The 22,936-nt window shown below is 45.2% G+C and carries 21 protein-coding genes and 1 other annotated feature; of the genes, 13 read left to right on the top strand and 8 right to left on the bottom strand.

Annotated features, from left to right (window positions below; translation table 11 throughout):
• Positions 1 to 219: 219 nt before the first annotated feature.
• Positions 220 to 2,553 (bottom strand): anaerobic ribonucleoside triphosphate reductase, encoded by a 2,334-nt coding sequence (locus P22_RS16840; protein WP_054261451.1) that lies wholly within the window; start codon positions 2,551 to 2,553, stop codon positions 220 to 222.
• Between the two features lie 276 nt (positions 2,554 to 2,829).
• Between P22_RS16840 and P22_RS16835 the strand changes: the two genes are divergently transcribed.
• From P22_RS16835 to aroF, 9 genes are all read left to right on the top strand, one after another.
• Positions 2,830 to 3,081, top strand: coding sequence for a GIY-YIG nuclease family protein (locus tag P22_RS16835; RefSeq protein WP_054261398.1), 252 nt, complete (start codon positions 2,830 to 2,832; stop codon positions 3,079 to 3,081).
• Positions 3,082 to 3,346: 265 nt separating this feature from the next.
• A complete protein-coding gene (gene pta / locus P22_RS16830) occupies positions 3,347 to 4,342 on the top strand; it encodes a phosphate acetyltransferase (protein ID WP_054261397.1) in 996 nt (331 codons plus the stop codon).
• 237 nt (positions 4,343 to 4,579) lie between these two features.
• The gene (locus P22_RS16825) at positions 4,580 to 4,990 is read left to right on the top strand and encodes a bacteriohemerythrin (RefSeq protein ID WP_054261396.1); all 411 of its coding nucleotides are present in this window, start codon (positions 4,580 to 4,582) and stop codon (positions 4,988 to 4,990) included.
• Between the two features lie 210 nt (positions 4,991 to 5,200).
• Positions 5,201 to 5,596 (top strand): pyridoxamine 5'-phosphate oxidase family protein, encoded by a 396-nt coding sequence (locus P22_RS16820; RefSeq protein ID WP_235814697.1) that lies wholly within the window; start codon positions 5,201 to 5,203, stop codon positions 5,594 to 5,596.
• 250 nt (positions 5,597 to 5,846) lie between these two features.
• Positions 5,847 to 6,794 carry an arginase gene (rocF, locus tag P22_RS16810; protein WP_054261393.1) on the top strand — a complete coding sequence of 316 codons (948 nt, stop codon included), beginning with the start codon at positions 5,847 to 5,849 and terminating at the stop codon, positions 6,792 to 6,794.
• Between the two features lie 107 nt (positions 6,795 to 6,901).
• Entirely contained in the window at positions 6,902 to 8,311 is a 1,410-nt protein-coding gene (locus P22_RS16805; protein ID WP_235814696.1) for an MATE family efflux transporter, read from the top strand.
• 595 nt (positions 8,312 to 8,906) lie between these two features.
• Complete coding sequence (locus P22_RS16800; protein ID WP_054261391.1) at positions 8,907 to 9,350, top strand: hypothetical protein; 444 nt, start codon at positions 8,907 to 8,909, stop codon at positions 9,348 to 9,350.
• Positions 9,351 to 9,391: 41 nt separating this feature from the next.
• On the top strand, positions 9,392 to 10,051 hold the full coding sequence (locus P22_RS16795) for a nucleoside triphosphate hydrolase (RefSeq protein WP_054261390.1): 660 nt from the start codon (positions 9,392 to 9,394) through the stop codon (positions 10,049 to 10,051).
• Between the two features lie 383 nt (positions 10,052 to 10,434).
• Positions 10,435 to 10,697: a binding site (T-box leader), on the top strand.
• 147 nt (positions 10,698 to 10,844) lie between these two features.
• Entirely contained in the window at positions 10,845 to 11,684 is an 840-nt protein-coding gene (gene aroF, locus P22_RS16790) for a 3-deoxy-7-phosphoheptulonate synthase (RefSeq protein ID WP_054261389.1), read from the top strand.
• Between the two features lie 5 nt (positions 11,685 to 11,689).
• On the opposite strand, the gene P22_RS16785 is transcribed toward aroF, so the two are convergent.
• Positions 11,690 to 12,307, bottom strand: coding sequence for a hypothetical protein (locus tag P22_RS16785; protein WP_054261388.1), 618 nt, complete (start codon positions 12,305 to 12,307; stop codon positions 11,690 to 11,692).
• A gap of 207 nt (positions 12,308 to 12,514) precedes the next feature.
• Between P22_RS16785 and P22_RS16780 the strand changes: the two genes are divergently transcribed.
• The 3 genes from P22_RS16780 (at position 12,515) to P22_RS16770 (ending at position 14,993) form a co-directional block, all read left to right on the top strand.
• Positions 12,515 to 12,727 carry a hypothetical protein gene (locus P22_RS16780; protein ID WP_054261387.1) on the top strand — a complete coding sequence of 71 codons (213 nt, stop codon included), beginning with the start codon at positions 12,515 to 12,517 and terminating at the stop codon, positions 12,725 to 12,727.
• Between the two features lie 91 nt (positions 12,728 to 12,818).
• Positions 12,819 to 13,667 carry a PHP domain-containing protein gene (locus tag P22_RS16775; RefSeq protein ID WP_054261386.1) on the top strand — a complete coding sequence of 283 codons (849 nt, stop codon included), beginning with the start codon at positions 12,819 to 12,821 and terminating at the stop codon, positions 13,665 to 13,667.
• Between the two features lie 30 nt (positions 13,668 to 13,697).
• On the top strand, positions 13,698 to 14,993 hold the full coding sequence (locus P22_RS16770) for a glutamate-5-semialdehyde dehydrogenase (RefSeq protein WP_054261385.1): 1,296 nt from the start codon (positions 13,698 to 13,700) through the stop codon (positions 14,991 to 14,993).
• Positions 14,994 to 15,228: 235 nt separating this feature from the next.
• Here P22_RS16770 and P22_RS16765 read toward each other — a convergent pair whose 3' ends face one another.
• The 3 genes from P22_RS16765 to P22_RS16755 are packed head-to-tail and all read right to left on the bottom strand — an operon-like array spanning position 15,229 to position 19,265.
• On the bottom strand, positions 15,229 to 16,353 hold the full coding sequence (locus tag P22_RS16765; RefSeq protein ID WP_054261384.1) for a GerAB/ArcD/ProY family transporter: 1,125 nt from the start codon (positions 16,351 to 16,353) through the stop codon (positions 15,229 to 15,231).
• A gap of 42 nt (positions 16,354 to 16,395) precedes the next feature.
• Positions 16,396 to 17,649, bottom strand: a complete 1,254-nt coding sequence (locus P22_RS16760) for a Ger(x)C family spore germination protein (protein WP_054261383.1) — start codon at positions 17,647 to 17,649, stop codon at positions 16,396 to 16,398.
• Positions 17,646 to 19,265 (bottom strand): spore germination protein, encoded by a 1,620-nt coding sequence (locus P22_RS16755; RefSeq protein WP_216598107.1) that lies wholly within the window; start codon positions 19,263 to 19,265, stop codon positions 17,646 to 17,648. The genes P22_RS16760 and P22_RS16755 overlap by 4 nt, the downstream gene beginning before the upstream one ends.
• Positions 19,266 to 19,472: 207 nt before the next feature.
• Here P22_RS16755 and gmd point away from each other — a divergent pair, with 207 nt between their 5' ends.
• On the top strand, positions 19,473 to 20,453 hold the full coding sequence (gmd, locus tag P22_RS16750; RefSeq protein WP_054261382.1) for a GDP-mannose 4,6-dehydratase: 981 nt from the start codon (positions 19,473 to 19,475) through the stop codon (positions 20,451 to 20,453).
• Between the two features lie 63 nt (positions 20,454 to 20,516).
• Here gmd and P22_RS16745 read toward each other — a convergent pair whose 3' ends face one another.
• The 3 genes from P22_RS16745 to P22_RS16735 all read right to left on the bottom strand — a co-directional run.
• Positions 20,517 to 20,912, bottom strand: a complete 396-nt coding sequence (locus P22_RS16745; protein WP_054261381.1) for a hypothetical protein — start codon at positions 20,910 to 20,912, stop codon at positions 20,517 to 20,519.
• 140 nt (positions 20,913 to 21,052) lie between these two features.
• On the bottom strand, positions 21,053 to 21,565 hold the full coding sequence (locus tag P22_RS16740) for a hypothetical protein (RefSeq protein WP_054261380.1): 513 nt from the start codon (positions 21,563 to 21,565) through the stop codon (positions 21,053 to 21,055).
• 138 nt (positions 21,566 to 21,703) lie between these two features.
• The coding region (locus P22_RS16735) for a glycosyltransferase family 4 protein (protein WP_054261379.1) at positions 21,704 to 22,936 on the bottom strand (1,233 nt) is incomplete at its 5' end.

Genomic DNA, 22,936 nt, shown 5'->3' with positions numbered 1-22,936 from the left:
ATGCGGAAAAAGAAACGTTTGGGTCATAGTTGACCTGTTTTTTGTTATTAGCCTGCTTTTTTTGCTAAGCGGCTGTGCCGGTAAAGGAGCGGATCCTGGCAAGGCAACGCCTGAGAATAGTGATACCGCGGTTCGGGTTTAACAGCTGTAAAAAACGGTTTTGGGTTTATAAATAAATCCGCGCCGGCTTATGCCGGCGCGGATTTATTTACAGTAGTGTTAATTGGACTTCACATTAAAATGTTTAAAACGGTCACGGACTTCAGCCCGTTTGGCGTTGTTGAAACGGTCGAGGGTGCCGACAAGGTAGCCGGTTATACGGCGGATCCGTTCAAAGGAGACGGAACCGGTTTCTTTACGGCCGCATTTCGGGCACGTATCGCCGATAATGCCGTTATAGCCGCATACCGGGTCACGGTCAACCGGATGATTGATGGAACCATAGCCGACTCCCTGTTCCTTCATGCAGCGTATGACCCGTTCAAACGCTTCCAGATTTCCTGTAGGGGCACCGTCGAGTTCGATATAGGTGATATGCCCGCCGTTGGTAAGATTATGATAAGGCGCTTCCAGACGGATTTTATCATAGGCGCTGATAGGGTAGTAAACCGGTATATGGAATGAATTCGTATAATATTCGCGGTCTGTTATACCTGTCAGGCTGCCAAAACGTTTGCGGTCAATCTCAATGAATCTTCCGGAAAGACCCTCCGCCGGTGTTGCGAGCAGTGAAAAGTTCAGTTTATATTTAGCGGCCGCCTCATCCATGCGCCGACGCATATGACGGACGATTTCCAGGCCCAGTTTTTGCATTTCCTCCGATTCGCCATGGTGTTTGCCGGTCAGGGCTTTCAGACATTCGGCCAGGCCGATAAAGCCGACTGTCAGTGTTCCGTGTTTTAATACTTCGCGGATTTCATCATCCGGACCCAGCTTTTCGGAATCCAGCCATACGCCGTCTCCCATCAGGAACGGGAAATTACGGACTTTTTTGCGGCATTGGATTTCAAAACGGTCCAGCAATTGGTCAATGCAAAGATCGATCATACTATCAAGCCTGTTGTAAAACTCAGGTATGTCATTGCTCAGGATTCCCAGCCGGGGCAGATTGATGGAGGTGAAGCTGAGATTGCCTCGACTGTAGACAATTTGGCGTTCCGGATCGTGGATATTGCCGATAACACGTGTACGGCAGCCCATATAGGCGATTTCCGTTTCAGGTTGTCCCTCTTTATAGTATTGCAAATTAAAAGGAGCGTCGATAAAGGAAAAGTTAGGGAAGAGACGTTTCGCACTGACCCGGCAGGCCAGCTTGAATAGATCGTAGTTAGGATCGCCGGGATTGTAGTTTATACCTTCTTTAATTTTAAAAATTTGAATTGGAAAAATAGGCGTTTCGCCGTAACCAAGGCCGGCTTCGGTGGCGAGCATGATATTTTTCATTACCATACGCCCCTCCGGTGAGGTATCGGTGCCGTAATTGATGGAACTGAACGGAACCTGCGCGCCAGCCCGGCTGTGCATAGTATTTAAGTTGTGGATTAATGCCTCCATGGCCTGATACGTTGCCCGGTCGGTTTCTTCCAGTGCCTGTTCACGGGAAAAGGCTTGGGCCCTTTTTACCAAATCCACAGCAAAGCTGTCGGATAACACCCGGCATTCTTCAGCAAGATACGGACTGCTGTCGGCGAGCGTTGGAGTCAGGTGCAGGCGTTCTTCAATATCCTTGCCCGTTCTTTTTACTATTTCGGCAACTTCGTCCCAATTATTGCTGGAGAAGGCAAGGATGCGGATCAGGTTTTCCCTGTATTTCCGGGCAAAGGTTTTTCTTACCCCGTCGGCGAGGCCATAATCAAAATTCGGGATGCTTTGGCCGCCATGCTGGTCATTCTGATTGGACTGTATGGCAATACAGGCAAGAGCGGAGTAACTGACAATATCATTAGGCTCCCGCAGATAGCCGTGGCCGGTGGAAAATCCGTTTTTAAATAATTTCTTGATATCAATCTGACAGCAGGTTGTTGTTAATGTATAAAAGTCAAAATCATGAATGTGTATATCACCGTCGCGATGAGCTTTGGCATGTTCGCTTTTAAGGATATACATTTCATTATAGATCTTTGCGCCTTCCGCGCCATACTTAAGCATGGCGCCCATCGCCGTATCGCCGTCAATATTGGCATTGTCACGCTTCAAATTGCTTTCTTTCGAGTCCCTGTGGGTAATTTCTTCATAGGTTTTCATTAACCGCGTGTTCATTTCACGCGCCCTGGTACGTTCGGCACGATAGAGGATGTATGCTTTGGCGGCTTTCGAAAGATCGGCATCAATTAAAACCTTTTCAACAATATCCTGTATTTCTTCTACCGTGGGAGACACGTTTTTACCGAAGTTTTCATGATCTACTTCTGCTACAACTTTAGCGGCAAGATCCAGCGCCAGTTTTTCGTCCCTGGTACCTGTCGCATAGAGCGATTTATTAATGGCATTGCTGATTTTTTCGAGATTGAAAGGGACTTCCCGTCCATCTCTTTTAACTATTGTTGTGATCATAATCAACAGGGCGCGGTATCGGTCTGTTTCGCCCTTTGCCTCCTTTGTCTGTATTCTTTATTTATCATATTACCATATATTGTGCTTGTCAAACGATTAAAACTCAATATATTGTATGATAAAGTGGTATAAGTATTTAAAAAATAAGGATAATCCACAAATTTGAATTATCTTAAATTAAATGACAAAACATTTTATTTGATGAAAAACAGGGAATCCTTGACAGACAGGGGGATGTTTGATACGTTGGTACTACGACTCAGGTGGAGGAATTTTATGGCATTTACTTATATGCTCAGATGTGCTGATGGCACGTTCTATACCGGATGGACAGTGGATATAAACATGCGGCTTGCCGCACATAACGCCGGAAAAGCGGCCCGTTATACGCGTTGCCGGTTGCCGGTAGAGCTGGTATATTATGAGGAGTTTCCTGAACAGAATGCTGCCCGCAAACGGGAAGCGGCCATTAAAAAAATGAGCCGCAGGCAAAAAGAAAGGTTAGTGAAATCCGACTATGAGTTATAGCTATTTTCCTGGGAATAGCGGTTTCCACTGCATTTCATTTAAATCCGTTAATTATTTCCCAGGTTGGCGTCAGTACACTGCTGGTGTTGGCTTATGGATAAAAATAGCAAGTTAATTCCCGGAATTGATGCTTTCGTGGAGGATTAAAGAATAGAGATTTTCTGCAGGATTTTGTATTTTTATGGTAAATATACTTACTTGAACTGCTTTAAGCATGAGAAGTGTTGTTTCTTATCAATTTTGAAGGCAAAGGAGTGATTCGATTATGAGTTTCATGGAGCAGATGATGCAAAGGGCCAAAGTGAATAAACAGAAGATTGTTTTACCGGAGGCTGGTGATCTGCGTGTACTTAAAGCTGCCTCTGAAGTGGCGGCAAAGGATATTGCCGATGTGATTCTGGTGGGCTCTAAGTCTGAAATTCTGCGGGCAGCAGGCAATATTGATCTGTCGGGAGTTACGATCATTGATAGTGAAACGGCAGAAAAGCATGAAGAATACAGCATGGCCTTTTATGAATTGCGGAAATCCAAGGGAATGACATTGGAAAAAGCCCGGCAATTGATCAAAGATCCGGTTTATTATGGCATGATGATGATGAAGCAAAACGATGCCGACGGGTTGGTTTCGGGGGCGATTCATTCTACCGCAGATACCCTGCGCCCGGCTCTTCAGATTATTAAAACTGCTCCGGCATCTAAGCTGGTCTCCACTTTTTTTGTTATGGTTATTCCCGACTGCGAATATGGGCAAGACGGGATTTTATTATTTTCCGATTGTGCTTTAAATGAGAATCCCGATGCGGAGCAGCTTTCCGAAATTGCTATTGCTTCCGCACAGACGATGCAGCAGTTACTGGGGATTACACCGGTTGTGGCTATGCTGTCTTATTCTACCTTTGGCAGTGCCAGAAGCGCTCTTACCGAAAAAGTGGTCCAGGCAACGTCGCTGGCTAAACAAAAGGCACCCGGTTTGCGACTTGACGGAGAACTGCAGGTGGATGCCGCCCTGGTTGAGCGTGTCGCCAGGCTGAAGGCTCCGCAAAGCAGTGTGGCCGGGGCTGCCAATGTACTGATATTTCCTGATCTGAATGCCGGGAATATCGGTTATAAGCTTACGGAACGTTTGGCCAAAGCGCAGGCGTACGGACCGGTTACTCAGGGCTTGGCCAAACCGATCAATGACTTGTCCAGGGGTTGTAAAGCGGAGGATATCGTTGGGGTGGTTGCAATTACAGCGGTACAGGCACAAACAAGTTTGTAATGGAGGATTTCTACGTTCCGCTAGCGAATTAACCCATAGCATATAATTGCATATAATTTGAATGCGTATTTGCAGTAACAGCGTGACAGCTATTTTGCTTTTTTCCTGAAACCTCACTGAGCCTTAAGTCATGATTAAATAAATACCTGTTGCCTGTCAGGCATTACATTTTCTGATTCAATTATTAGCCGCGTGTCTCTGTTATATAACCCATAACTATATTGAGGTGATCGGATCGTGGATTTTTTAGAATGGGATGATGATTTGCTTATCGGTATTACGGAAGTGGATGAGCAGCACCAGCATCTGATTAATGTTCTTCGTGATATGTATGAAAAGGTCCAGTCCTGTGAGTCGATCCATGAGGAGCGCATTCTTACCGGTGAACTCCTCAAAGAGCTTCAAGATTATGCCAGACAGCATTTTGTGGAAGAAGAGGAAATACTGACGCAAAAGAAGTATCCCGACCTTTTGCCGCATCAGGAGGAACATACCCGTTTTGTCCAGGAATTGGTTCGCTTGCGGGAAAGCTATGCGGCCGGTGAAGAGGCTTTATCTTTTAATGTGTTTTTTTTCGCCTATCAGTGGCTTATTCATCATATAAGAGAAAAAGACATGCAGTATGCAAAATTTTTTAGGGGGAAATAGCTGTTGTTTCCCTCCACCGCTTCCGCGTGAAGCGGTTTTTTTGTTGAGGTGATTAAGGAAAATAACGGTTTAGTAAACATTCTGCCGGAGCGTATTTTACTCCTAGAAAAGTCAGTAATGTATTCTTAGATATTTTTATTTTAATAAAAGTAGGAATAGGCAGGTTGGCAGAGAAGTAAGCTATATAAAATACAGGTGAAGGAGATTGGTATGATGGACGAAGTACTTCGGTTTCTTACGGATAACTCAACGTTTTATTTGGCCACGGTTGAAGGGAAGTTTCCCAGAGTACGTCCTTTCGGCTTTGTTATGAAATACAAGGAAAGATTGTATTTTTGCACGAATAACCAAAAAAAGGTGTATCGTCAACTTCAGGAAAATCCCTACTTTGAGGTTTCAACATCGGATAAAAACGGAGAATGGCTGCGGCTGAACGGCAAGGCCGTCTTCGATACAAATCCGCAGACCAAGCAGGCTGCTTTGGAGGCAGCGCCGTTTCTTAAAAATATGTACAGCGTTGATGATAATGTTTTTGAGCTGTTTTATATTGAGAATGCCGAGGCTAGTTTTTTCAACATGAAGGGCAGCAGAACGGTTACTTTTTAAAAGAGACTCTTTGTCAGGCGGAATTGTTTCAGTTCCGGACAGCAAAACAACAGAATGCAGGTGTGTTATTTACCGCTGTTTCTCCGAAGCGAAAACTATGGGAAACAGCGGTTATTTTTTTCTATGGGCGGATGAAGGAAAAAATCAAAAAAAATGTCCTCGACATCAAAACAGATATTGTACTTTGTCTGCAAAAGATGTACAATAAACTTCGCTGTTGAATTTTAGTGAGGCGGTGATATTGGTAGAGATGAAACAGAAAATTTCTATTTTAGGTGCGCCCATGTGGTTGGGGCAAACACGCTATGGCACCAACATGGGACCGGACGCGCTGCGATCCGCCGGTTTGATTAAGCGGTTGGAAAAACTGAAGCTGGATGTAGCGGATATGGGGAATATTTCCGTTGGTATTGCCGGTCCGGGTAAGCGAACCGGCGAAAATATGAAAAATGCAAAAACCGTTGTTAACGCTAACGAACGATTGGCGGCAAAGGTTTCAAATATAGTAAAAAGCGGGAGCTTCCCCTTAGTGCTCGGCGGTGATCACAGTATTGCCATGGGTACAATTGCCGGTATTGCCAGGCATTATCAGAATCTGGGGGTTATCTGGTATGATGCGCATGCCGATATGAATACACCGCAGACCTCGCCCAGCGGCAATATTCATGGTATGCCGCTGGCTGCCTGCATGGGACTGGGGCCTGCTCTGCTAAAAAATATTGGTGGCTACTGCCCCAAGGTTAAGGCGGAAAATATTGTGCTTATCGGGGTTAGAGACATCGATCCGGGTGAGAAGGCACTGATTGCCAATACCAATATGAAAACCTATTCACCGGAAGATGTAAAACAATGGGGTATCGTTACTGTCATGCAGGAAGCCATCGCATATTTGTCGGAACGCTGCGACGGCATTCATCTCAGTTTCGATTTGGATGGCATTGACCCGAGGGAAATCCCCGGAGTGGGTACTCCCGTTGCCGGGGGAATCAGCTATCATGACAGCCTGCTGGGTGTACAAAGGCTGTTTCAGTCAGGCAAAATCACATCGGCTGAGTTTGTGGAAGTCAATCCGTTATTGGACAGGGGACAGATTACGGCCGGTTCCACCGTCAATTTGATCGGAGCGTTATTTGGTGAAGCGCTTTCCGGTGATATGCGGCAGGAAGACAGTATGCAGCCGGTTCCGCGTGTTATTTGATAGGGGCAATACCAAACAGATACAGCTGTCATTTTCATGATGGCTGTATCTGTTATTTTATAGGGGGGGGGGGATGGTGAGAAATAGACAGAAGCCGGAGGATTTCTTTGACAACTGACTGCTTCTTTGATACGATGAATGGGCAAAAAGATCACAGCGAGAGACGCTGCGGAGTATGGAGGATGACAGTGGAAAGGCTTTCGTTATTTAGGCTTGCCTGGCCTATATTTTTAGAATTGTTTCTTATTACCCTGGTGGGGTTTGTTAATGTTTTTATATTAAGTAAATATGACAGTGTCGCGGCGGCCGCGGTGGAGGCGACAAATCAAATATTATGGAACTTTTTGCTGGTTTTTGCCATTATATCGTTAGGAACTTCAGTCCTGGTGGCACAGAATGTTGGTGCCGCCAGGCCGGAGACTATTAATAAGGTGGTAGCGGTTTCTTTGTTTTTTAATACCATTTTAGGCCTGGCCGCCAGCATGACTTTGCTGCTTGGCGGTCAGGAACTTTTAATGTTCATGGGCATTGCCGACGATTTGTTAGGATATGCCCATACCTATCTGCTGCTGGCTGGCGGTTTTATTTTTTTTGATGCCTTATTATCTTCAGCCGATGCCGTTTTAAAGGGCTTTGGGCGCACGAAACAATGCCTGGCGATTACAGCGTTTATGAATGTACTCAATCTGATCGGCTCGGCGGTGCTGGGACTGGGTTTTGCCGGAATGGTTCCGGCTTTGGGGGTTCAGGGAGTTGCCATTGCGGCGGTTGTCAGTAAAGGGGTTGCCGTGTGTTCCGCCTGGACATACTTGTTTACTAACATGATAAAAGTTGACATTTGGCGCCAGTTGCTTTCATTTCCTGTAACCGAATTAAAACAGCTGCTAAAAATTGGTTTTCCGGCAGCAATGGAAAATATGTCCTACAACTTAAGCCAGACTGTACTGATGATGATCATTATCGTGCATTTGGGAGCAGATGCCTATATTACCAGGACCTATGCCTGGTCGGTTATTAAGATGGCGTTTTTGTTTTCCCTGGCAATTGGGCAGGCCAATATTATTATGATTGGGCAATTAGTGGGGGCCGGGAAATTTGTCGAAGCGGAAAAAGCCGGGATGAAAAATTTTTGGATTGCCTTTAAGGCGGCCTGGTTAATTGGCGGTATATTGTTTTTATTCCGGTATTATTTCATGGAAATATTCACGATGGATGCCTGGATCATTGGCCTTGGTGCTTTGATTTTTACGATTGATGCTTTTCTGGAGCCGGGCAGGACTTTTAATATTGTTTTTATCTATGGCCTGCGCGGAGCAGGTGATGTTAATTTCCCCGTCATTATAGCAGTGCTGTCCATGTGGTCGGTTACGATCGGATTAGGATATTATTTGGGCGTGATTCTGGGGCTTGGATTGCCCGCTATTTGGGCGGTCATGCTTATGGATGAATGGTTGCGCGGTTTATGTATGCTGTGGCGCTGGAAAAGCGGTGCCTGGAAAGCGAAAGCGGTGGTATAATTTTTTTAAGCCGTTCCATTCATGAAAGAGTATTCTGATTTCAGTTCAATTTAGTATCATCATTGAAACTGTTTGACATGAGAGGCAAAGACAAAGACGGCTGTTTAAGCCGCCTTGTTTGAAGCTGGGGACAAAGTTATCCTGAATAGAAGGGTATGCAGGATATAATATGGCAGCTCTGATAAAAATTATACGGGAGGCCCCAATTTTTCTAAGTGACTAGTCATATATAGCTTCATAACTGTATATAAATACAAAAGAAATGCCTCAACGGCCGGGTTGAGGCAAGTAAATCAAGTAATCAGCTAGACTGACGAGCAAGAAACACTGCAATAAGAGAAATTAAAAAGAGAATTTCTTGGATGGTTAAGTCAAAGCTGATTTTCATAAGACTCACCTCCAAGGTATTAGGAATAGGTACAACTATTCCTAATATGTATGTATGCAGTGAAGTGAAAATTTATGTGTAATTATTCTTGGTACTTCTGCCAGTTCCTTGGGGAATACGGCAGGAGTTTTTTTTGTGCGGGGCGAATCGTTCTCCATGAGTAATCTGTACTGTCAAAGCATTTGGATAAGGAGTGGACAATCATCTGTGAAAAAATCAGGGCTGTTTTTATTGATTCTTTGTTTATTACTGTCAATAGCACCGTTTGCGGCCGCTAAGCCGGCACCAAACTTAACCAGGGTGGAAATTACCCATATTGGAGCCGATGATACCGGCTGGATCATGGCCGGCCTAAGTCCGAAACCAACATTATATGGGCAGAAATTTTATATTGCTGTACGCTTTACCGGCTATCCTAACCCCGGACGCATTTTTTTCTATCAAAACGGGAATTTGATTCCCAGGGCAGAAGTGACGGAACCGTTTGGCCGAAAAGGTCTTGGCAATCCACACAGTGTCTGGGTATATCAGTTTGCCATGCCGGTTGTCTACGGGAATGGGACGATTGCCGTACGGGCTGAAGGCATACAGGGAGGACGGCATTATGATACGATATACGGCGTTACAACCGTGTATCACCCGGAAAAATAAATCCTGCTTATTGTAATTTGAAAACACGGGAGTTAATAATCATGGACAGGTTTCACAATGTGAATTTGAGGTTTTTAACAGGGATGCTGTTGAAGACCTATCATAGAAATCCGGGTAAACGATTTTTACTGGGCCTTACAGGAATTCCCGGCGCCGGAAAAAGCACCATTGCCGGAAAGTTAATGAACAGCGTAAACCGGGCTTGTTCTCAGGACCTTGCTATTGTTGTACCGATGGATGGGTTTCACCTGACCAACGATTCGTTGATAGAACGGAATCTGTTGGCCCGGAAGGGTATTCCCGAGACCTTTGATGCGTTAGGTTTTATTGGCCTGCTGCAACGTATTGTGCTGGACGGGGAAAGTGAAATTGGTTGTCCGGCTTATGACCGGAGAATTCATAATCCGGTTGCTAATGCTATTTTGGTGGAAAAAAAACACCGGATTGTAATTGTGGAGGGAAATTACCTGCTGCTGGATAGAGAACCCTGGAATCAGCTTGAGGGTCTCTTTGACGAAACCTGGTTTATTGATGCCCGGCTGCCGGTTATACAGCAGCGCCTTGTGAAGCGGCATCTCCGTTCCGGCCGTACACAGGAAGAGGCAGCTAAAAAAGTAAGTTCAACCGATATGCCCAATGCCAAGCTTATTTTAAGAACCCGTGACCGGGCTGATAAGGTGATCCGGGTACAGGAGTGGTGATAGGCCATTTAAGAAAGATTCAGGGATTTTCATCGCTGAGTCTTTTTTCTTTTTGTTTAGAAAGCGGAATAAAAGGGAAATATAAACATAAACCTTGAGTCATTGTCATTGGTTTGTCATATTCTCTCCTTAGTATAGAAATAGAGAGGTGGTTGGAATGGATCATACACCATGGCGTAAACATCCGGTTGTGTTGTTTACAGCTTTTTTAGTAATTTATACCGTTGGCCGGTCCCTGATATCCATAGCACATTTATAAACATTACTCTGCTAGGATGTACGGTGCAATTGTTTCAATTCTTATAATTAGGAAAAGGTATCTTAAGATTTATCCTTGACATTTTTTGGCTTTCACGATAGGATTATTAGTAGTAAATGAATAAACAACAGCCTTGAGCGGGAAGAGTACATGACTTGGCCTTTAGTCCAGCGAACCGGTGACCGGGTTTATCCGGAGGTGTGATGACCGGTCTAAAGAGGTTATGGAATGGCCCCGTGAGCTGCCCACCGAAAACTTTTGCCAGTAGGCTGGGCCGTGCGCCAGCGTTATCCGGCTAGGGTATCGGATCCTTTATCCCGTACCTGAATTGAGGGAAACTTGTGTTTTCTAAAAAAGGGTGGTATCGCGAACTGTTTCGCCCCTTAATGGGGGAAATAGTTTTTTTGTTCCCTTTTTGAAAATTTAGTTTCCGCATAAGAGTGGTACCGCAAATGTCATTTTGCCTCTTAACCGGAGCGAAATGGCATTTTTTTATGAAGAAACAGAACAATTTGACAGAATGGAGGCAAAAAAATGGCTGGATATACATTGGTAGCACGGGAACATAAGCAGGAAGATACTATAATTCGTTTGGGGGAAGTTGTGATCGGCGGTTCGGCAAAGGTTTATATGGCCGGTCCCTGTGCCGTGGAGTCCAGGGAGCAACTGTTGACTACGGCAAAACTGGTACGTCAGGGCGGTGCACAGATGCTGCGTGGCGGGGCTTTTAAACCAAGGACTTCACCTTACGATTTTCAGGGACTGGCGGAAAAAGGGCTGGAATATATGGCCGAAGCGCGGGAAGCTACCGGGCTTAAGATCGTTACCGAAGTTATGGATATCTCTGCTGTGCCGGTGGTGGCGCAGTATGCCGATATTTTGCAAATTGGTGCCCGGAATATGCAGAACTTTGCCCTGCTTAAGACAGTGGGGCGGCTGGATAAGCCGGTTCTATTGAAAAGAGGCCTGTCAGCGACTCTGGAAGAATGGCTGCAGGCCGCGGAATACATTTTATACGAAGGCAATCAGCAAGTGATTTTTTGTGAGAGAGGAATACGCACCTTTACGACACATACCCGGAATACGCTGGATATGAGTGTGGTGCCGGTCATCAAGCAGGTCAGTCATTTGCCGGTTATCATAGACCCCAGCCACGGCACCGGCCGGCGCGATCTGGTGGAGTCTATGGCGCTGGCCGGACTGGCCGCCGGTGCTGACGGAATCCTGGTAGAGGTTCATCCGAATCCGGAGGAAGCTTTGTGTGACGGACCGCAGTCGCTTAATCCGAAGGAGTATTTCAGCTTAATGCAGAAGCTCCGGGCAATGGAAGACTTCCTCTTTCGTTTGGCACGGCCAAGAGCAGTTGGTGAATGATATCATTATATTATTATATTCAGGCTTTTTTTCTTCTTTTTTGTTTTTGTATAAAGTGGTGTTTCTGCAGTCTGGTTCTGGCGGGCTTCTTCTATGGCCAATTTCTGCTGCGTGTGTTTGCGCCGCCGGGCTACTTCGGCGGCGGCAATGCCAAATTGAACAGACTCTTTTAAATCCCGGTCAATCTCACTGGCTTTATCCGGCAAGCCGCTGCCCGGCGCTCCGGGGGCGACGGCGCCCGTACCGGACAGTGCCTGGTATTGCGATAAATTTCCGATAGCGGAAAACAGTTTATTCATGCTGGCATTATAAAGAACCCGTTCATGTTTGGCCAGCTTTTTTTCTTTTTCCCTTAGTTTTTTTGCAGCTTCCGCCTCCCGTTTGCATCTTTCGATCTCAAGCTTCCGGTTTACTTCATTATAGGTGGCCTGCTGTAACTGCTGGTCTGCCGCAGATAATTCGGCTACGATTTGTTTGGTATCGGATTGGGACGCTGAGGGATTCGTAGCCTGTTGATTAAGCTTTTGCCACAAATTATCCCGGCGTTCCTTTAAAGCAGCTAGATTTGTTTTGGGCTGCAGTGTGGATAACAGAGTATGTAATCCGGCCTGGTCAATGCTCATGCTGATTCCCTCCTTGGTTTTGGCATACTTACTGTACAGGTTCTCCTATATACAGTATCGGCCGTTCCCTAGAAAAAGTTAAGATTACTATAGCATTAGGGGGATGTTTTTGAAAATATTGATAAAAATATGCTTATGTATTATTGACAGAATTGTCTAAACAGTCATACACTTATAGTAAGGAGAGTAGTAAAGGAGGTCGGTAAAATGAAAAACCTGTTTGTCATTTTATTTGGACTGGGACTTCTCTACTGTATGGCTTATCTCCCTTCTTTTATTTTTTATGTATTTATCGGACAATATATCCAGCCTATATTGGGAGTTTCCCAGAAAATATTTTTCCTGGGGTTAAATGTAACCTTTGTAGCCTTATTTTTAAGCATGTGTTTCTGGAAACGTGACAAGCATAACTACCATTAAAGACATCCGGGCAGCAGAGTCAAGGGAAAGTTCCTTGACTCTTTTTTTGTTGATATAGTATAATCGTGCTATTCAATAGGAGGAATGCAGAATGATGGAACTAATTGATTTACACACGCATTCGCATTTTTCCGATGGTACGCTGAGTCCAAGAACGTTAATCAAGCTGGCTGCCCAGAGCAATATCCGGGCAGTGGCTTTGACTGATCATGATATTATCGAGGGAATTGCCGAGGCCCGGCAGGCTGCCGGGGATTATGGTGTCGAGTTTTTGCCGGGTATTGAGGTCAGTGCCAGATATCAAGACGGCAAAATGTTACATATACTCGGGTTGGGCATTGATATTCATCATCCTGTCTTTTTGGCTGCTTATCGGAAAATGCGGAAACACCGGGATGCAAGCATAGCCGGGATACTGAAATACATAGCCAGTCAACATATTTATATTGAGCGCGATATGCTGATGCCTTTTATTGCCGGTCAATATTTAGACCGGTTTGCTATTTTGCGGTATTTTATGCATCATAAGCTGTGTCCGGAAATTCAGCAGGTTTGGGACCGGTATATGGACCCTGTCCCTTATGGCGAGAACGAATTGTGGACGGTTGAGGAAGCCCTGGCAATTATCAGGGCAGCAGGCGGCCGCTCTTTTTTAGCGCATTACACGAAACGCATTGGTCTGGCCGGTTATACCCTGCCGGAAATGGAAGCACATGTCCGCTATTTGAAAAGTATGGGACTGGACGGAATTGAACGGTATTATCCTTCTTTTAGCCGTAACGAAACAGAGTATGCCGATTATTTGATTGAAAAGTATCAGCTTTTGCCTTCCGGTGGAACCGATTTTCACGGATTAAACCGCAAAGAGGTGCAGTTAGGGATTGGCAGCGGCGATTTTGCTGTACCTTACCGGGTATATGAGGATATAATAAGAGAATAAACCGTACTATGTTTACTGGAGGGTAGTGGTATGAATATGAACGATTTGGCGCGCCGTGTAAAAGAGGCTTCGATACAGCTTGCCGGAACCGGTACGGAACGGAAGAATGAGACCTTGGCCCGGATTGCCGATGCGCTGATCAAGCATCAGGCCGAAATTATAGCCGCCAATAAGGAAGATTTACTGCGCAGCGAGCAGGAACAGCTGGCTGAGCCTTTATTGAAACGTTTAAAATTTGATGAAGGCAAAATACAGGATGTTGTTGACGGGATACAGAGTCTGATCGGACTGGAAGATCCGGTGGGCAAAACCATGCTGGCTACCGAACTGGACGAGGGACTGGAACTGTACCGGGTGACCTGCCCGATTGGTGTCATTGGTATGATTTTTGAATCACGGCCCGATGCGTTGGTGCAAATTTCCACCCTTTGTTTAAAAAGTGGCAACAGTGTCCTGCTAAAGGGCGGATCGGAGGCCAGAAAAACCAATCGTATCCTGGCCGATATTATTGCGGAGGCAACCGGGCAGACCGGCATTCCGGAAAGCTGGCTGGCTCTTTTGGAAACCCGCGAAGATGTTACTGCCATGCTGAAAATGGATAAGTATATTGATTTAATTATCCCCCGGGGATCGAATGAATTTGTCCGCTACATCATGGACCATTCCCGGATCCCGGTCATGGGACATGCGGACGGTATTTGTCATGCTTACGTGGCGGAAGATGCCGACCTGGATATGGCGGTTAAGCTTGTCAACGATTCAAAGACTCAATATGTTTCGGTATGTAATGCCCTGGAAACCCTATTGGTAGATGAGCGGATTGCCCCGGAATTTTTGCCAAAACTCAAGCAGGAGCTGGATAAAAAACAGGTGGAGCTGGTAGGGTGTTCCAATACCTGTAAACTGATTCCGGTACATCCGGCTACGGAAGAAGACTGGAAAACGGAATATCTGGATTATAAACTTTCGATTAAAATAGTATCCGGGCTTAATGAAGCGATCGAACATATCAATACCTATGGTTCGGGCCATACGGACAGTATCATCACCACGGATCGGGAAAAAGCGGCACGGTTTATGGAATATGCCGATTCCGGTAATGTAATGTGGAACTGTTCGACCCGTTTCAGTGATGGTTTCCGCTATGGTTTCGGTGCTGAAGTCGGCATTAGTACCAGTAAGATTCACGCCCGGGGACCGGTGGGCCTGGACGGTATGATTATCTATAAGTACAAGGTAGTAGGGAACGGCCATATTGTTGAAGATTATGCCAAACGGACCAAACAATTTACCCATAAAAAAATCAACAGGTCTTTTCCCTTATAAGGCAGAAAGTATAAAAACTCTTGCGCAGCTAATACCACGGGCTGCCGCAGGAGTTTTATTTATCGGCGCAATAGTCTGATGAGGCACACCAACAGGTTATGAAGGATAAAGAGAATTACCAGTGCAATACAGAGCCAGCCGCTTAAAAAAACGGTTGCAGGAAACACTCCGACAGCTTGCAGTAAATCAGTGATGGGCATGGAATCACCTTGCGTTACATATTTTTATGGGAAATTTATTGCTTATTTACACAGGGAGAGTGCTCTAGTTTTTGCTTCAGCTTTCTTAACCATGTGGTTATGAGTATGAGAGCAGGAAGATAAATGGTATAAATCTCATGAATATAACTATTGCCAAAAGATATTCCGATGAAGCGGTGAAATACAAAGTTAGGAATAATGGTAAGATTAAGCCACACCAGAAAAATGCCCATTGCGATAACTAAGAGTTCTTTTTTGACTTTGAATAAGGTGGATAAGGCAAGCACCGCTCCATAGAAAAACAACATGGCTTTATAAAGTCCGCCAATAAAAATTACAATGACGGCGATGGCGTCAATGTTGGTAATAATGCTGCCGATGTTAATCATTTTGACAACTTCAATCAGGGGAATGGTGGAAGCGGCAGTTAGATTGACGCCTAATACACAGACAATGAGGATAGTTGAAATGACCAGTGATGTACCCAGCATGAAAATGGCGGCAAAAGCGTATTTGCGGATAAGACGGGGTTCGTTGGCGTAACAGTAAAACATGAGAAACACGACGTCTTCCCCATAGGGAAAGGTGGAAAAGGTAGGAAAAACTTCTTTGAAAACAGGCATAATTCCTTTGGCCAGCATAGGCAGCATTTCCTTAAGATTCACATTTCCCGACACAATGATTAATATAAAGATCAGTATTAGCGAGAACATAACGAGAGGCATAAGCAATTCGCTCATGCGTGCCAAGACTTCGATGCCCTGCAAGGTGAGATAGATGATGACCAGCATAAAGGTAATCTGGATGGCGAGGATGGGCGTGTCGTGCAGCGTGGTAATGGCAATTAATTCGGCGAATTCACTGAAATTCAAAATGGAGACCCAAGTGAAATATCCGGCAAAAGCGATTGTTATGAACCCCCCTAATAGTTTGCCGAATAGTATAGTGTTTATTTCCGTTAAATTGTTGTGTGGGTAATTTTTTTGAATTTCCGTATGAAGCCACAAAATGCCAAAGCCGAGGACAAGGCCGCTTAAAACAACCAGCCAGGCGTCTTGTTTCGCGCGTATCCCGAGAGCAAACAATGTAGAGCTTCCCAAAGAGTGCATGACTAGCAGGCAAAATAATTGGTAATTGCTTATTTGGATATTTTTTCTCATATGGAAGGAATTCTCCTTATTTTTAAATCCGGGAGTCACCCGTTATTCTTCTGGTTTTAGCATATCATAAGGTCTGCTTCTGTTTTTCATTTCAGGTTCTGGCCTTTCTTTTTCGATGACGGCTTTTTGCAGCAACCCGGTTCTTCTGATTTCGGTTTTCACGGTGACCGTATATTCGGCAGAAGGAAACAGATAGGCCCAGTCATCTTTTACTTTTTCCCACTCGTCGGGATAAGCAATGTGCAGGGCATTACCGAATCCCAGAATATCGGAAGCATATTCTTGTTGCGCTTTGGCTATCACGTCTGCGATTTCCGACTCAATAACCTTTTTTTGCGCCAGATTAAGTTCTTCCAAATTGGGCAGTTTGGATACGTTGGTAAGCGATTGCTGTTCAATGAGGTCGCCCACTTCCTTTACCTGAATCGCAAAGACATATTTTCCATTCAGCAGTTTTGCTTTTACCGTACTATTGGCGCTTTTTATTTCAATAGCAGCCAGCTTGTCTGTTTCGCCGGGCGAAGGAACCTGGATAATGCCGTTTTTAACTTTTCCGGTTATCCAATTTAAGCCCCGTGTTTCGCGGCCATCCAGAAATCCCACTAATTTGTCTTTTTTAAATACTGCCGTACCGGCAAGCTTGATGCCTTTATAAGTTGCAACCTTTTTTTCTTCACTGGATACAGGCGGTGTATCCACGATTTCCATGGCTCCGGTGACAGGATTAATTTCGTTACTTCCCAATGCTTTTAAAAAATCCAGCAGGTTTGACGTATTGGATTCGGAGTGGATATCCTGCCGTTTGATCATAGAGTCCAGATAAATGGCTTGAATGCCTTCTACTCCATTCCGTTCGCCGATAATTTCCCGTGCTGGTACACCTTTGGCTATAACCACTGAAAGCACCGGGCGGATTTCGGCAAACCGTTTCCAGAAATCTAAAATGGGCAGTACTCCCTCGCGGGCAAGCTGTTCGTCAATTACCAGTATTTTATTATGAGAATAGAAGGGTTTTCGGTCAAATTCTTTGGAAATATTCCGTACGGCTTCGGATACGGTTGCCCCCCTGGTTGTAATAAACTCAACCGGGTCCTTTTGTGTAGCGCCGCCTTCCGCCTTTAAGGCTTCCGGTCTTACAAATTGTGAAGTCATGATGATTTCTCCGGTAGCGGCATCCTTATCCAGCGCAACAGCCAACACAATGCCAAGTTCGTTTAATTCTATCCGGCTCCAGCAGCCGGATAAAAGGGTGGTGCAAAACATGGCGGTTATGACGATACTTATTGCCCGGATCATTGGTGCTCACCTTCCTTGGTATCCTGATCAGGCTGCAGGGAGGAGGACTGCCTGGCGGAAGTTTTCCAGGTGATGACTTGGGGACGGGTATGCATCAGCCAGAGCGGAGCGCGAAATAAAGCATCTTTCAGGCCTGCTTTATTCGTAGGCGCGAAGGGAGAAAGGTAAGGAGTACCGAAGGAACGCAAGGAACACATGTGCCCCAGCATTAGGATTAACCCAATCGTAATTCCATATAGACCGAACATGGCAGCCAGGCCTAAGAGGAAAAAACGGAAGGGGACGACCGCATCCATTAGGGGTGTAACGATGAATCCCGTAATGGCCGTTAGGGCAGCGATGATAACCATGGGAGCGCTGATAATTCCTGCCCGTACGGCAGCTTCTCCCACTACCAGGGCACCTACAATACTGACTGCCTGTCCAACCGGTTGTGGCATTCTGATGCCCGACTCCCGCAGGATTTCGAAAATAACACCGATGATCATCCCTTCTAAAAAAGCCGGAAAGGGAATACCCTCTCTTGCCGCGGCAGCTGTAATCAGGAGAACGGTGGGCAGCAATTCCTGATGGAAGGTCTCCAAAGCCACATAGAGAGCCGGGGCTGTCAATGTGATCACAAAAGCGAAGAAGCGAATCCAGCGGACAATGGTAGCGAGATAGGGACGGGAATAATAATCTTCAGCCGATTGGAGGGTTTCGATAAACAAAAGCGGAACGGTGAGGACAAAGGGGGTTCCGTCGCAGAAAATAGCCACTCTGCCTTCCAGCAGTTTCGCTGCCACAATATCCGGCTTCTCGGAATTTCCTATGGTGGAAAAAAAAGAAAAAGGATTGTCTTCAATATATTGTTCGATATAGCCTGATTCCAAAATGGCATCTGTATCAATGTGTCTTAACCGTTTCTTTACTTCAGCTACCATGCTTTCACTGGCGACTCCCTTGATATATACGATATTGATTTCGGTATGGGTCTGCTGGCCAATGGTTAAGGATTCAAATATCAAATTTGGATTTTTAATTTTTCTTCGCAGCATGGAAGTATTGGTACGCAGTGTTTCGGTAAAGCCTTCACGGGGGCCGCGAATGGTCGATTCGGTATAAGGTTCGGCAATGGCTCTTGTTGCCCAGCCTTTCATACCGATGATGAACGCTGAATCATAGCCGTTAATAATAAGGAGGACATCACCGGCTAAAATGCCTCGGAGAACTTCGTTTAACGACCGGGTTTCCTTAATTTCGGAGGCGGTCAATAAACTGTTTTTTACGGCATGGAAAATATCCTGTGCTACATTGTTTTCCTCTATTGCAAGATGGGCATCAATGGTCAGTGATTTTATAATATGTTCATTAATTTTGTCTTTATCGGCCAGACCGTCAATAAAGCAAATCAGGGCTTTGGTTTTACTTTTGAGGCCAAGGGTAATCTCCCTGAAGACAACATCATTGCTTTTCCCCAAGCTGGTTTTAAGAAAGGTTTCATTATCTTTTATGTTGGTGCTGAGTATATGAGTATTGGCCGGTTCTTTACTTTGGCTCAGGCGGACACTATGTTGTTTCGCCTGGAGGTACTGCAAAAAACGCAGCCGCCCTATCAGTTTCTTGTAAATTGTCATTCACCTCGCGTGCTCACCAGGTAACGAAATTCTTTTTAGTATTTTCCATTTATTTAGAATTTATCCCCTTTTAGGAAGACCAAAGGGGATAGAAAGCGGCAGGTAGGACTGAAACATATAAAGGTTGCCGGCTTTTTATTTCTTTAGAGGCGCAGCTTGCTGGCTTCCGGCATAGTATGGAGCATTACTATGTCAGGAGGGAAAATAATGAAGTCAGCTCTCATCACGGGAATAACGGGTCAGGATGGTGCCTATCTGGCTAAGCTTCTTCTGCAGAAGAATTATGAGGTCTATGGTTTGCTTCCCCGCAGATCAACACCCAGTATTTGGCGGCTGCAGTTTTTAGGTATTCAGGAGGAAGTGCGGTTAATTGCCGGGGATTTGACGGATTTTTCATCTCTCAGCCGGGCGGTAGCTTTAGCCAAACCTGACGAAGTATATAATCTTGGCGCCCAAAGCTATGTCGGTACTTCCTGGCAGCAACCCGTACTTACCGCTCAAACAACCGGTCTTGGTGTACTGCATGTATTGGAAGCCATTCGTCTGGAAAATAGCAATAGTAAGTTTTACCAGGCATCCACCAGCGAGTTGTTCGGTTTAACCGAGGATCCTGTTCAATCGGAAAGCACTTTATTTTATCCGCGAAGTCCGTATGGTGTTGCCAAGCTTTTTGGGCACTGGATGACGGTTAATTACCGCGAAAGCTACGATATGTTTGCCTGCTGCGGTATTCTTTTTAACCATGAATCACCGCTGCGCGGGATGGAGTTTGTCACTCGTAAAGTCACGGATGCGGTAGCCAGAATCAAATTGGGGATTCAGAAAGAATTAAGATTAGGCAATATCGAAGCAAAACGGGATTGGGGATTTGCCGGCGATTATGTTGAAGCCATGTGGCTTATGCTGCAGCAGGAGAAGCCGGATGACTATGTAATTGCTACCGGCAGGACAACTACAGTAAGAGACATGTGCAAAATTGCATTTTCCCATGTCGGTCTGGATTATGAGGATTTTATAGTCGTTGATCCAAACTTATACCGGCCGGCGGAAGTGGAAGTGCTTTTGGGAAATCCGGACAAAGCAAAACGGAAACTGGGCTGGCAAGCCCGAACTTCGTTGCAGGACCTCATTCAAATGATGGTCGAGGCTGATCTGGAACGGGTGCGGAAAGAGGTAAGCGGTAAATAATATGTCGTTAAAAAGAACGAAACCCTGATAACATCAGGGTTTCGTTCTTTTTAACAGCGCGCGTTAAACAGAAAAACTGAAGCTTGTAGTGATGCCGCCTGTTGATACAAATAAAACATGATCCAGATTTATGGAAACAAATGTACCGGCAGCGAAGGTTGTTGAAGTAATACCAAGATCAACTCCAGTGGTAATCAAGCCACTGACTAACGGTGCTGCTGAAGTAAGGGATACGATTCCGGCCGGTTCGGTTAATTGCAGTACTAAAAATTCCAGGGGGTCTTCCACATCTACATCAATTGTCAGCCTTGGCTTATAATATTCAGATTTAGGACCTGAGTAGGGTTTATCCTTGTCGAATACTCCAATAAAGGTTCCGGTAAGTTGCTGCCAATCTTCTAAAACAAGAGTGACTATTGTACCGCCGGCAAAATCTAAACCCTTCGGAAGTTTTCTCATTTTTTATCCTCCTTTTTTACCGGATTTGACTAATACATACTATGCAGTAAGAGATGTAAGCGTTCCTTCGCAGTTATGCATAGAATAACTCCGCTGTTACCATAGCGGAGTTATCCGAAACCCTTGTTAATGATCATTTATTATAGAGTAATAGGTATGGTGAAGGTGGTGGTTACACCGCCTGTTGCGGCATAGATAATTTGATCGACATTGACAGCAACAAAGGAACCTGCAGGGAATGAAGTGGAGGTCACTCCGAGGGTTACACCGGTTACTACGCCGCCGACGATTATGGGAGTGGCAGAAGTAAGAGTTACTGCACCGGCTGCTTCGCTTAACTGCAGCAGCAGAAATTCACGTTCATCTTCGACGTCAACGTCAACATCGACATGAGGCGGTTTGCAGCATTTATCATGCGGTTCTGGTTTGCATTTGTCTTCATGTTCATGTTCGTGTTTGTGTTTGTCGTAATCATCATACTTATGGTCCGGATCGTATTTTGAATCATCGGACTTATAACAACCAGGGTCTTTGTACTGCTTACGGTTATCATCGAAGACTCCGATAAATCGTCCGGTGAGTTGCTGGAAATCTTCCAGAACCAGTGTGACGATTGCTCCACCGGCAAAATCTAAGCCTTTAGGAAGTCCCATAGTTTCTATCTCTCCTTTTTTCTTTTTATTGGTTTCCTACTTCATAGTATGCCTATCATAATGTATTGGTTACTTATCCTGATATATTGAAAAGGTCCGGCAGCCTCTGGCTAACCGGACCTTTATCAAGAAAAGAAACTAACATAAGTTTTTTTGTGATGCGGCTTCAAAAATGTCGAGCCACTGTTTGCCGATTATATCCCAGGAAAGGTTTAAGACCCAGTGGTATGCCCGTTCTGCCATAGCACGATAGCATTCCCGGTTGTCGTGGCATTCGACCAGCGCAGATATCAGATCGGTGGTATCGGTTAACGGGCGGTAGCGGTTAAAGTCTATCGCACCGAGGCAGGTATAATCGGCACCGCATTTTACCAGACGGGCCCTTCCGTCTGCGCCGATTTCACTAAGGGAAGTATGGTCGGGGATAATGACCGGTGTCTTTGTTGCCATAGCTTCGGTTACGGTTAATCCCCAGCCTTCGCCCAGCGTCGTGGAGATAAGCACATCGGAAGCATTGTAAAGTTTATTCAATGTGTCTATAGGGTAACCGTGGTAATCATCATATTTTTCAGGAACAAGAAAATCCACATGCTGTTTAAGTCCCCAAAATTCAGCCATTTCAATAATATTCCCTCCTACGTCGGCGGGATTCATGTGAAGATATAGCAGTGAATGCGGCCTTTGCTGTTTAAATTTTGCAAAAGCGGCAATGGTATGCGGAATATCTTTACGAGGTTGATTACGATTAATATTGGTTACGATGAATTTGTCAGCGTGTTCCCGAAAATACATCCTGCGGAAGGAGCCGATATCTGGGATGGGAAAAAAGTCTTTTGTATTTATGCCAAGGTAGATCACCTGGGGATTAACCGCTCCATTTATATGAAGCGTTTCCCTTTTCGCGAATTGAGTATAGGCGATAGGATAATCAGCAAGGGCAACGCTATTGTTAATCCAACTTTCCCTGAGTGTGCCGTCAACGGCGTAATAATAGATCCAGTTGAATTTCTTTGTCTGTCTTATTTGGACAATTCGGTTGGCTATGGATTCCATAATAAACAGATCCGGTAAAGTGAATACAATATCATAGTCCTTGGAACTCAGCAGGTTTAGAAAACGAGGGCGTCCATAAGGGTCATCGTACCATAGGTTTTTGCCTGCCTTGGCAAAATCCCTGGCCGGATAGATGGGAAAGGGCCATTTTTTAAAATCATATGGTTCGCCGGTGTGATTAATGCCAATGACATCAAAATCATAATTGTCCGTTTGGAGCAGCAAATCCACTATATTGTGGGCTAACGTTGCCAGGCCGGTGGCACAGTTAAAGTCACTCAGCAACAGCACTTTTTTTCTGGACAAGGTAATGCCTCC

Origin of the sequence: Propionispora sp. 2/2-37 (assembly GCF_001298735.1) — a bacterium.
GTDB lineage: Bacteria > Bacillota > Negativicutes > Propionisporales > Propionisporaceae > Propionispora.
This window is presented reverse-complemented; position numbering and strand designations above follow the sequence as displayed.

Bases quoted from the DNA above. Each gene is read 5' to 3' on its own strand.
- aroF (WP_054261389.1), top strand. From the start codon at position 10,845: ATGGCTGGATATACATTGGTAGCACGGGAACATAAGCAGGAAGATACT.
- P22_RS16835 (WP_054261398.1), top strand. From the start codon at position 2,830: ATGGCATTTACTTATATGCTCAGATGTGCTGATGGCACGTTCTATACC.
- P22_RS16820 (WP_235814697.1), top strand. From the start codon at position 5,201: ATGATGGACGAAGTACTTCGGTTTCTTACGGATAACTCAACGTTTTAT.
- pta (WP_054261397.1), top strand. From the start codon at position 3,347: ATGAGTTTCATGGAGCAGATGATGCAAAGGGCCAAAGTGAATAAACAG.
- P22_RS16745 (WP_054261381.1), bottom strand. From the start codon at position 20,912: ATGAGAAAACTTCCGAAGGGTTTAGATTTTGCCGGCGGTACAATAGTC.
- rocF (WP_054261393.1), top strand. From the start codon at position 5,847: ATGAAACAGAAAATTTCTATTTTAGGTGCGCCCATGTGGTTGGGGCAA.
- P22_RS16770 (WP_054261385.1), top strand. From the start codon at position 13,698: ATGAATATGAACGATTTGGCGCGCCGTGTAAAAGAGGCTTCGATACAG.
- gmd (WP_054261382.1), top strand. From the start codon at position 19,473: ATGAAGTCAGCTCTCATCACGGGAATAACGGGTCAGGATGGTGCCTAT.
- P22_RS16795 (WP_054261390.1), top strand. From the start codon at position 9,392: ATGGACAGGTTTCACAATGTGAATTTGAGGTTTTTAACAGGGATGCTG.
- P22_RS16840 (WP_054261451.1), bottom strand. From the start codon at position 2,553: ATGATCACAACAATAGTTAAAAGAGATGGACGGGAAGTCCCTTTCAAT.
- P22_RS16760 (WP_054261383.1), bottom strand. From the start codon at position 17,649: ATGATCCGGGCAATAAGTATCGTCATAACCGCCATGTTTTGCACCACC.
- P22_RS16780 (WP_054261387.1), top strand. From the start codon at position 12,515: ATGAAAAACCTGTTTGTCATTTTATTTGGACTGGGACTTCTCTACTGT.
- P22_RS16755 (WP_216598107.1), bottom strand. From the start codon at position 19,265: ATGACAATTTACAAGAAACTGATAGGGCGGCTGCGTTTTTTGCAGTAC.
- P22_RS16785 (WP_054261388.1), bottom strand. From the start codon at position 12,307: ATGAGCATTGACCAGGCCGGATTACATACTCTGTTATCCACACTGCAG.
- P22_RS16765 (WP_054261384.1), bottom strand. From the start codon at position 16,353: ATGAGAAAAAATATCCAAATAAGCAATTACCAATTATTTTGCCTGCTA.
- P22_RS16775 (WP_054261386.1), top strand. From the start codon at position 12,819: ATGATGGAACTAATTGATTTACACACGCATTCGCATTTTTCCGATGGT.
- P22_RS16740 (WP_054261380.1), bottom strand. From the start codon at position 21,565: ATGGGACTTCCTAAAGGCTTAGATTTTGCCGGTGGAGCAATCGTCACA.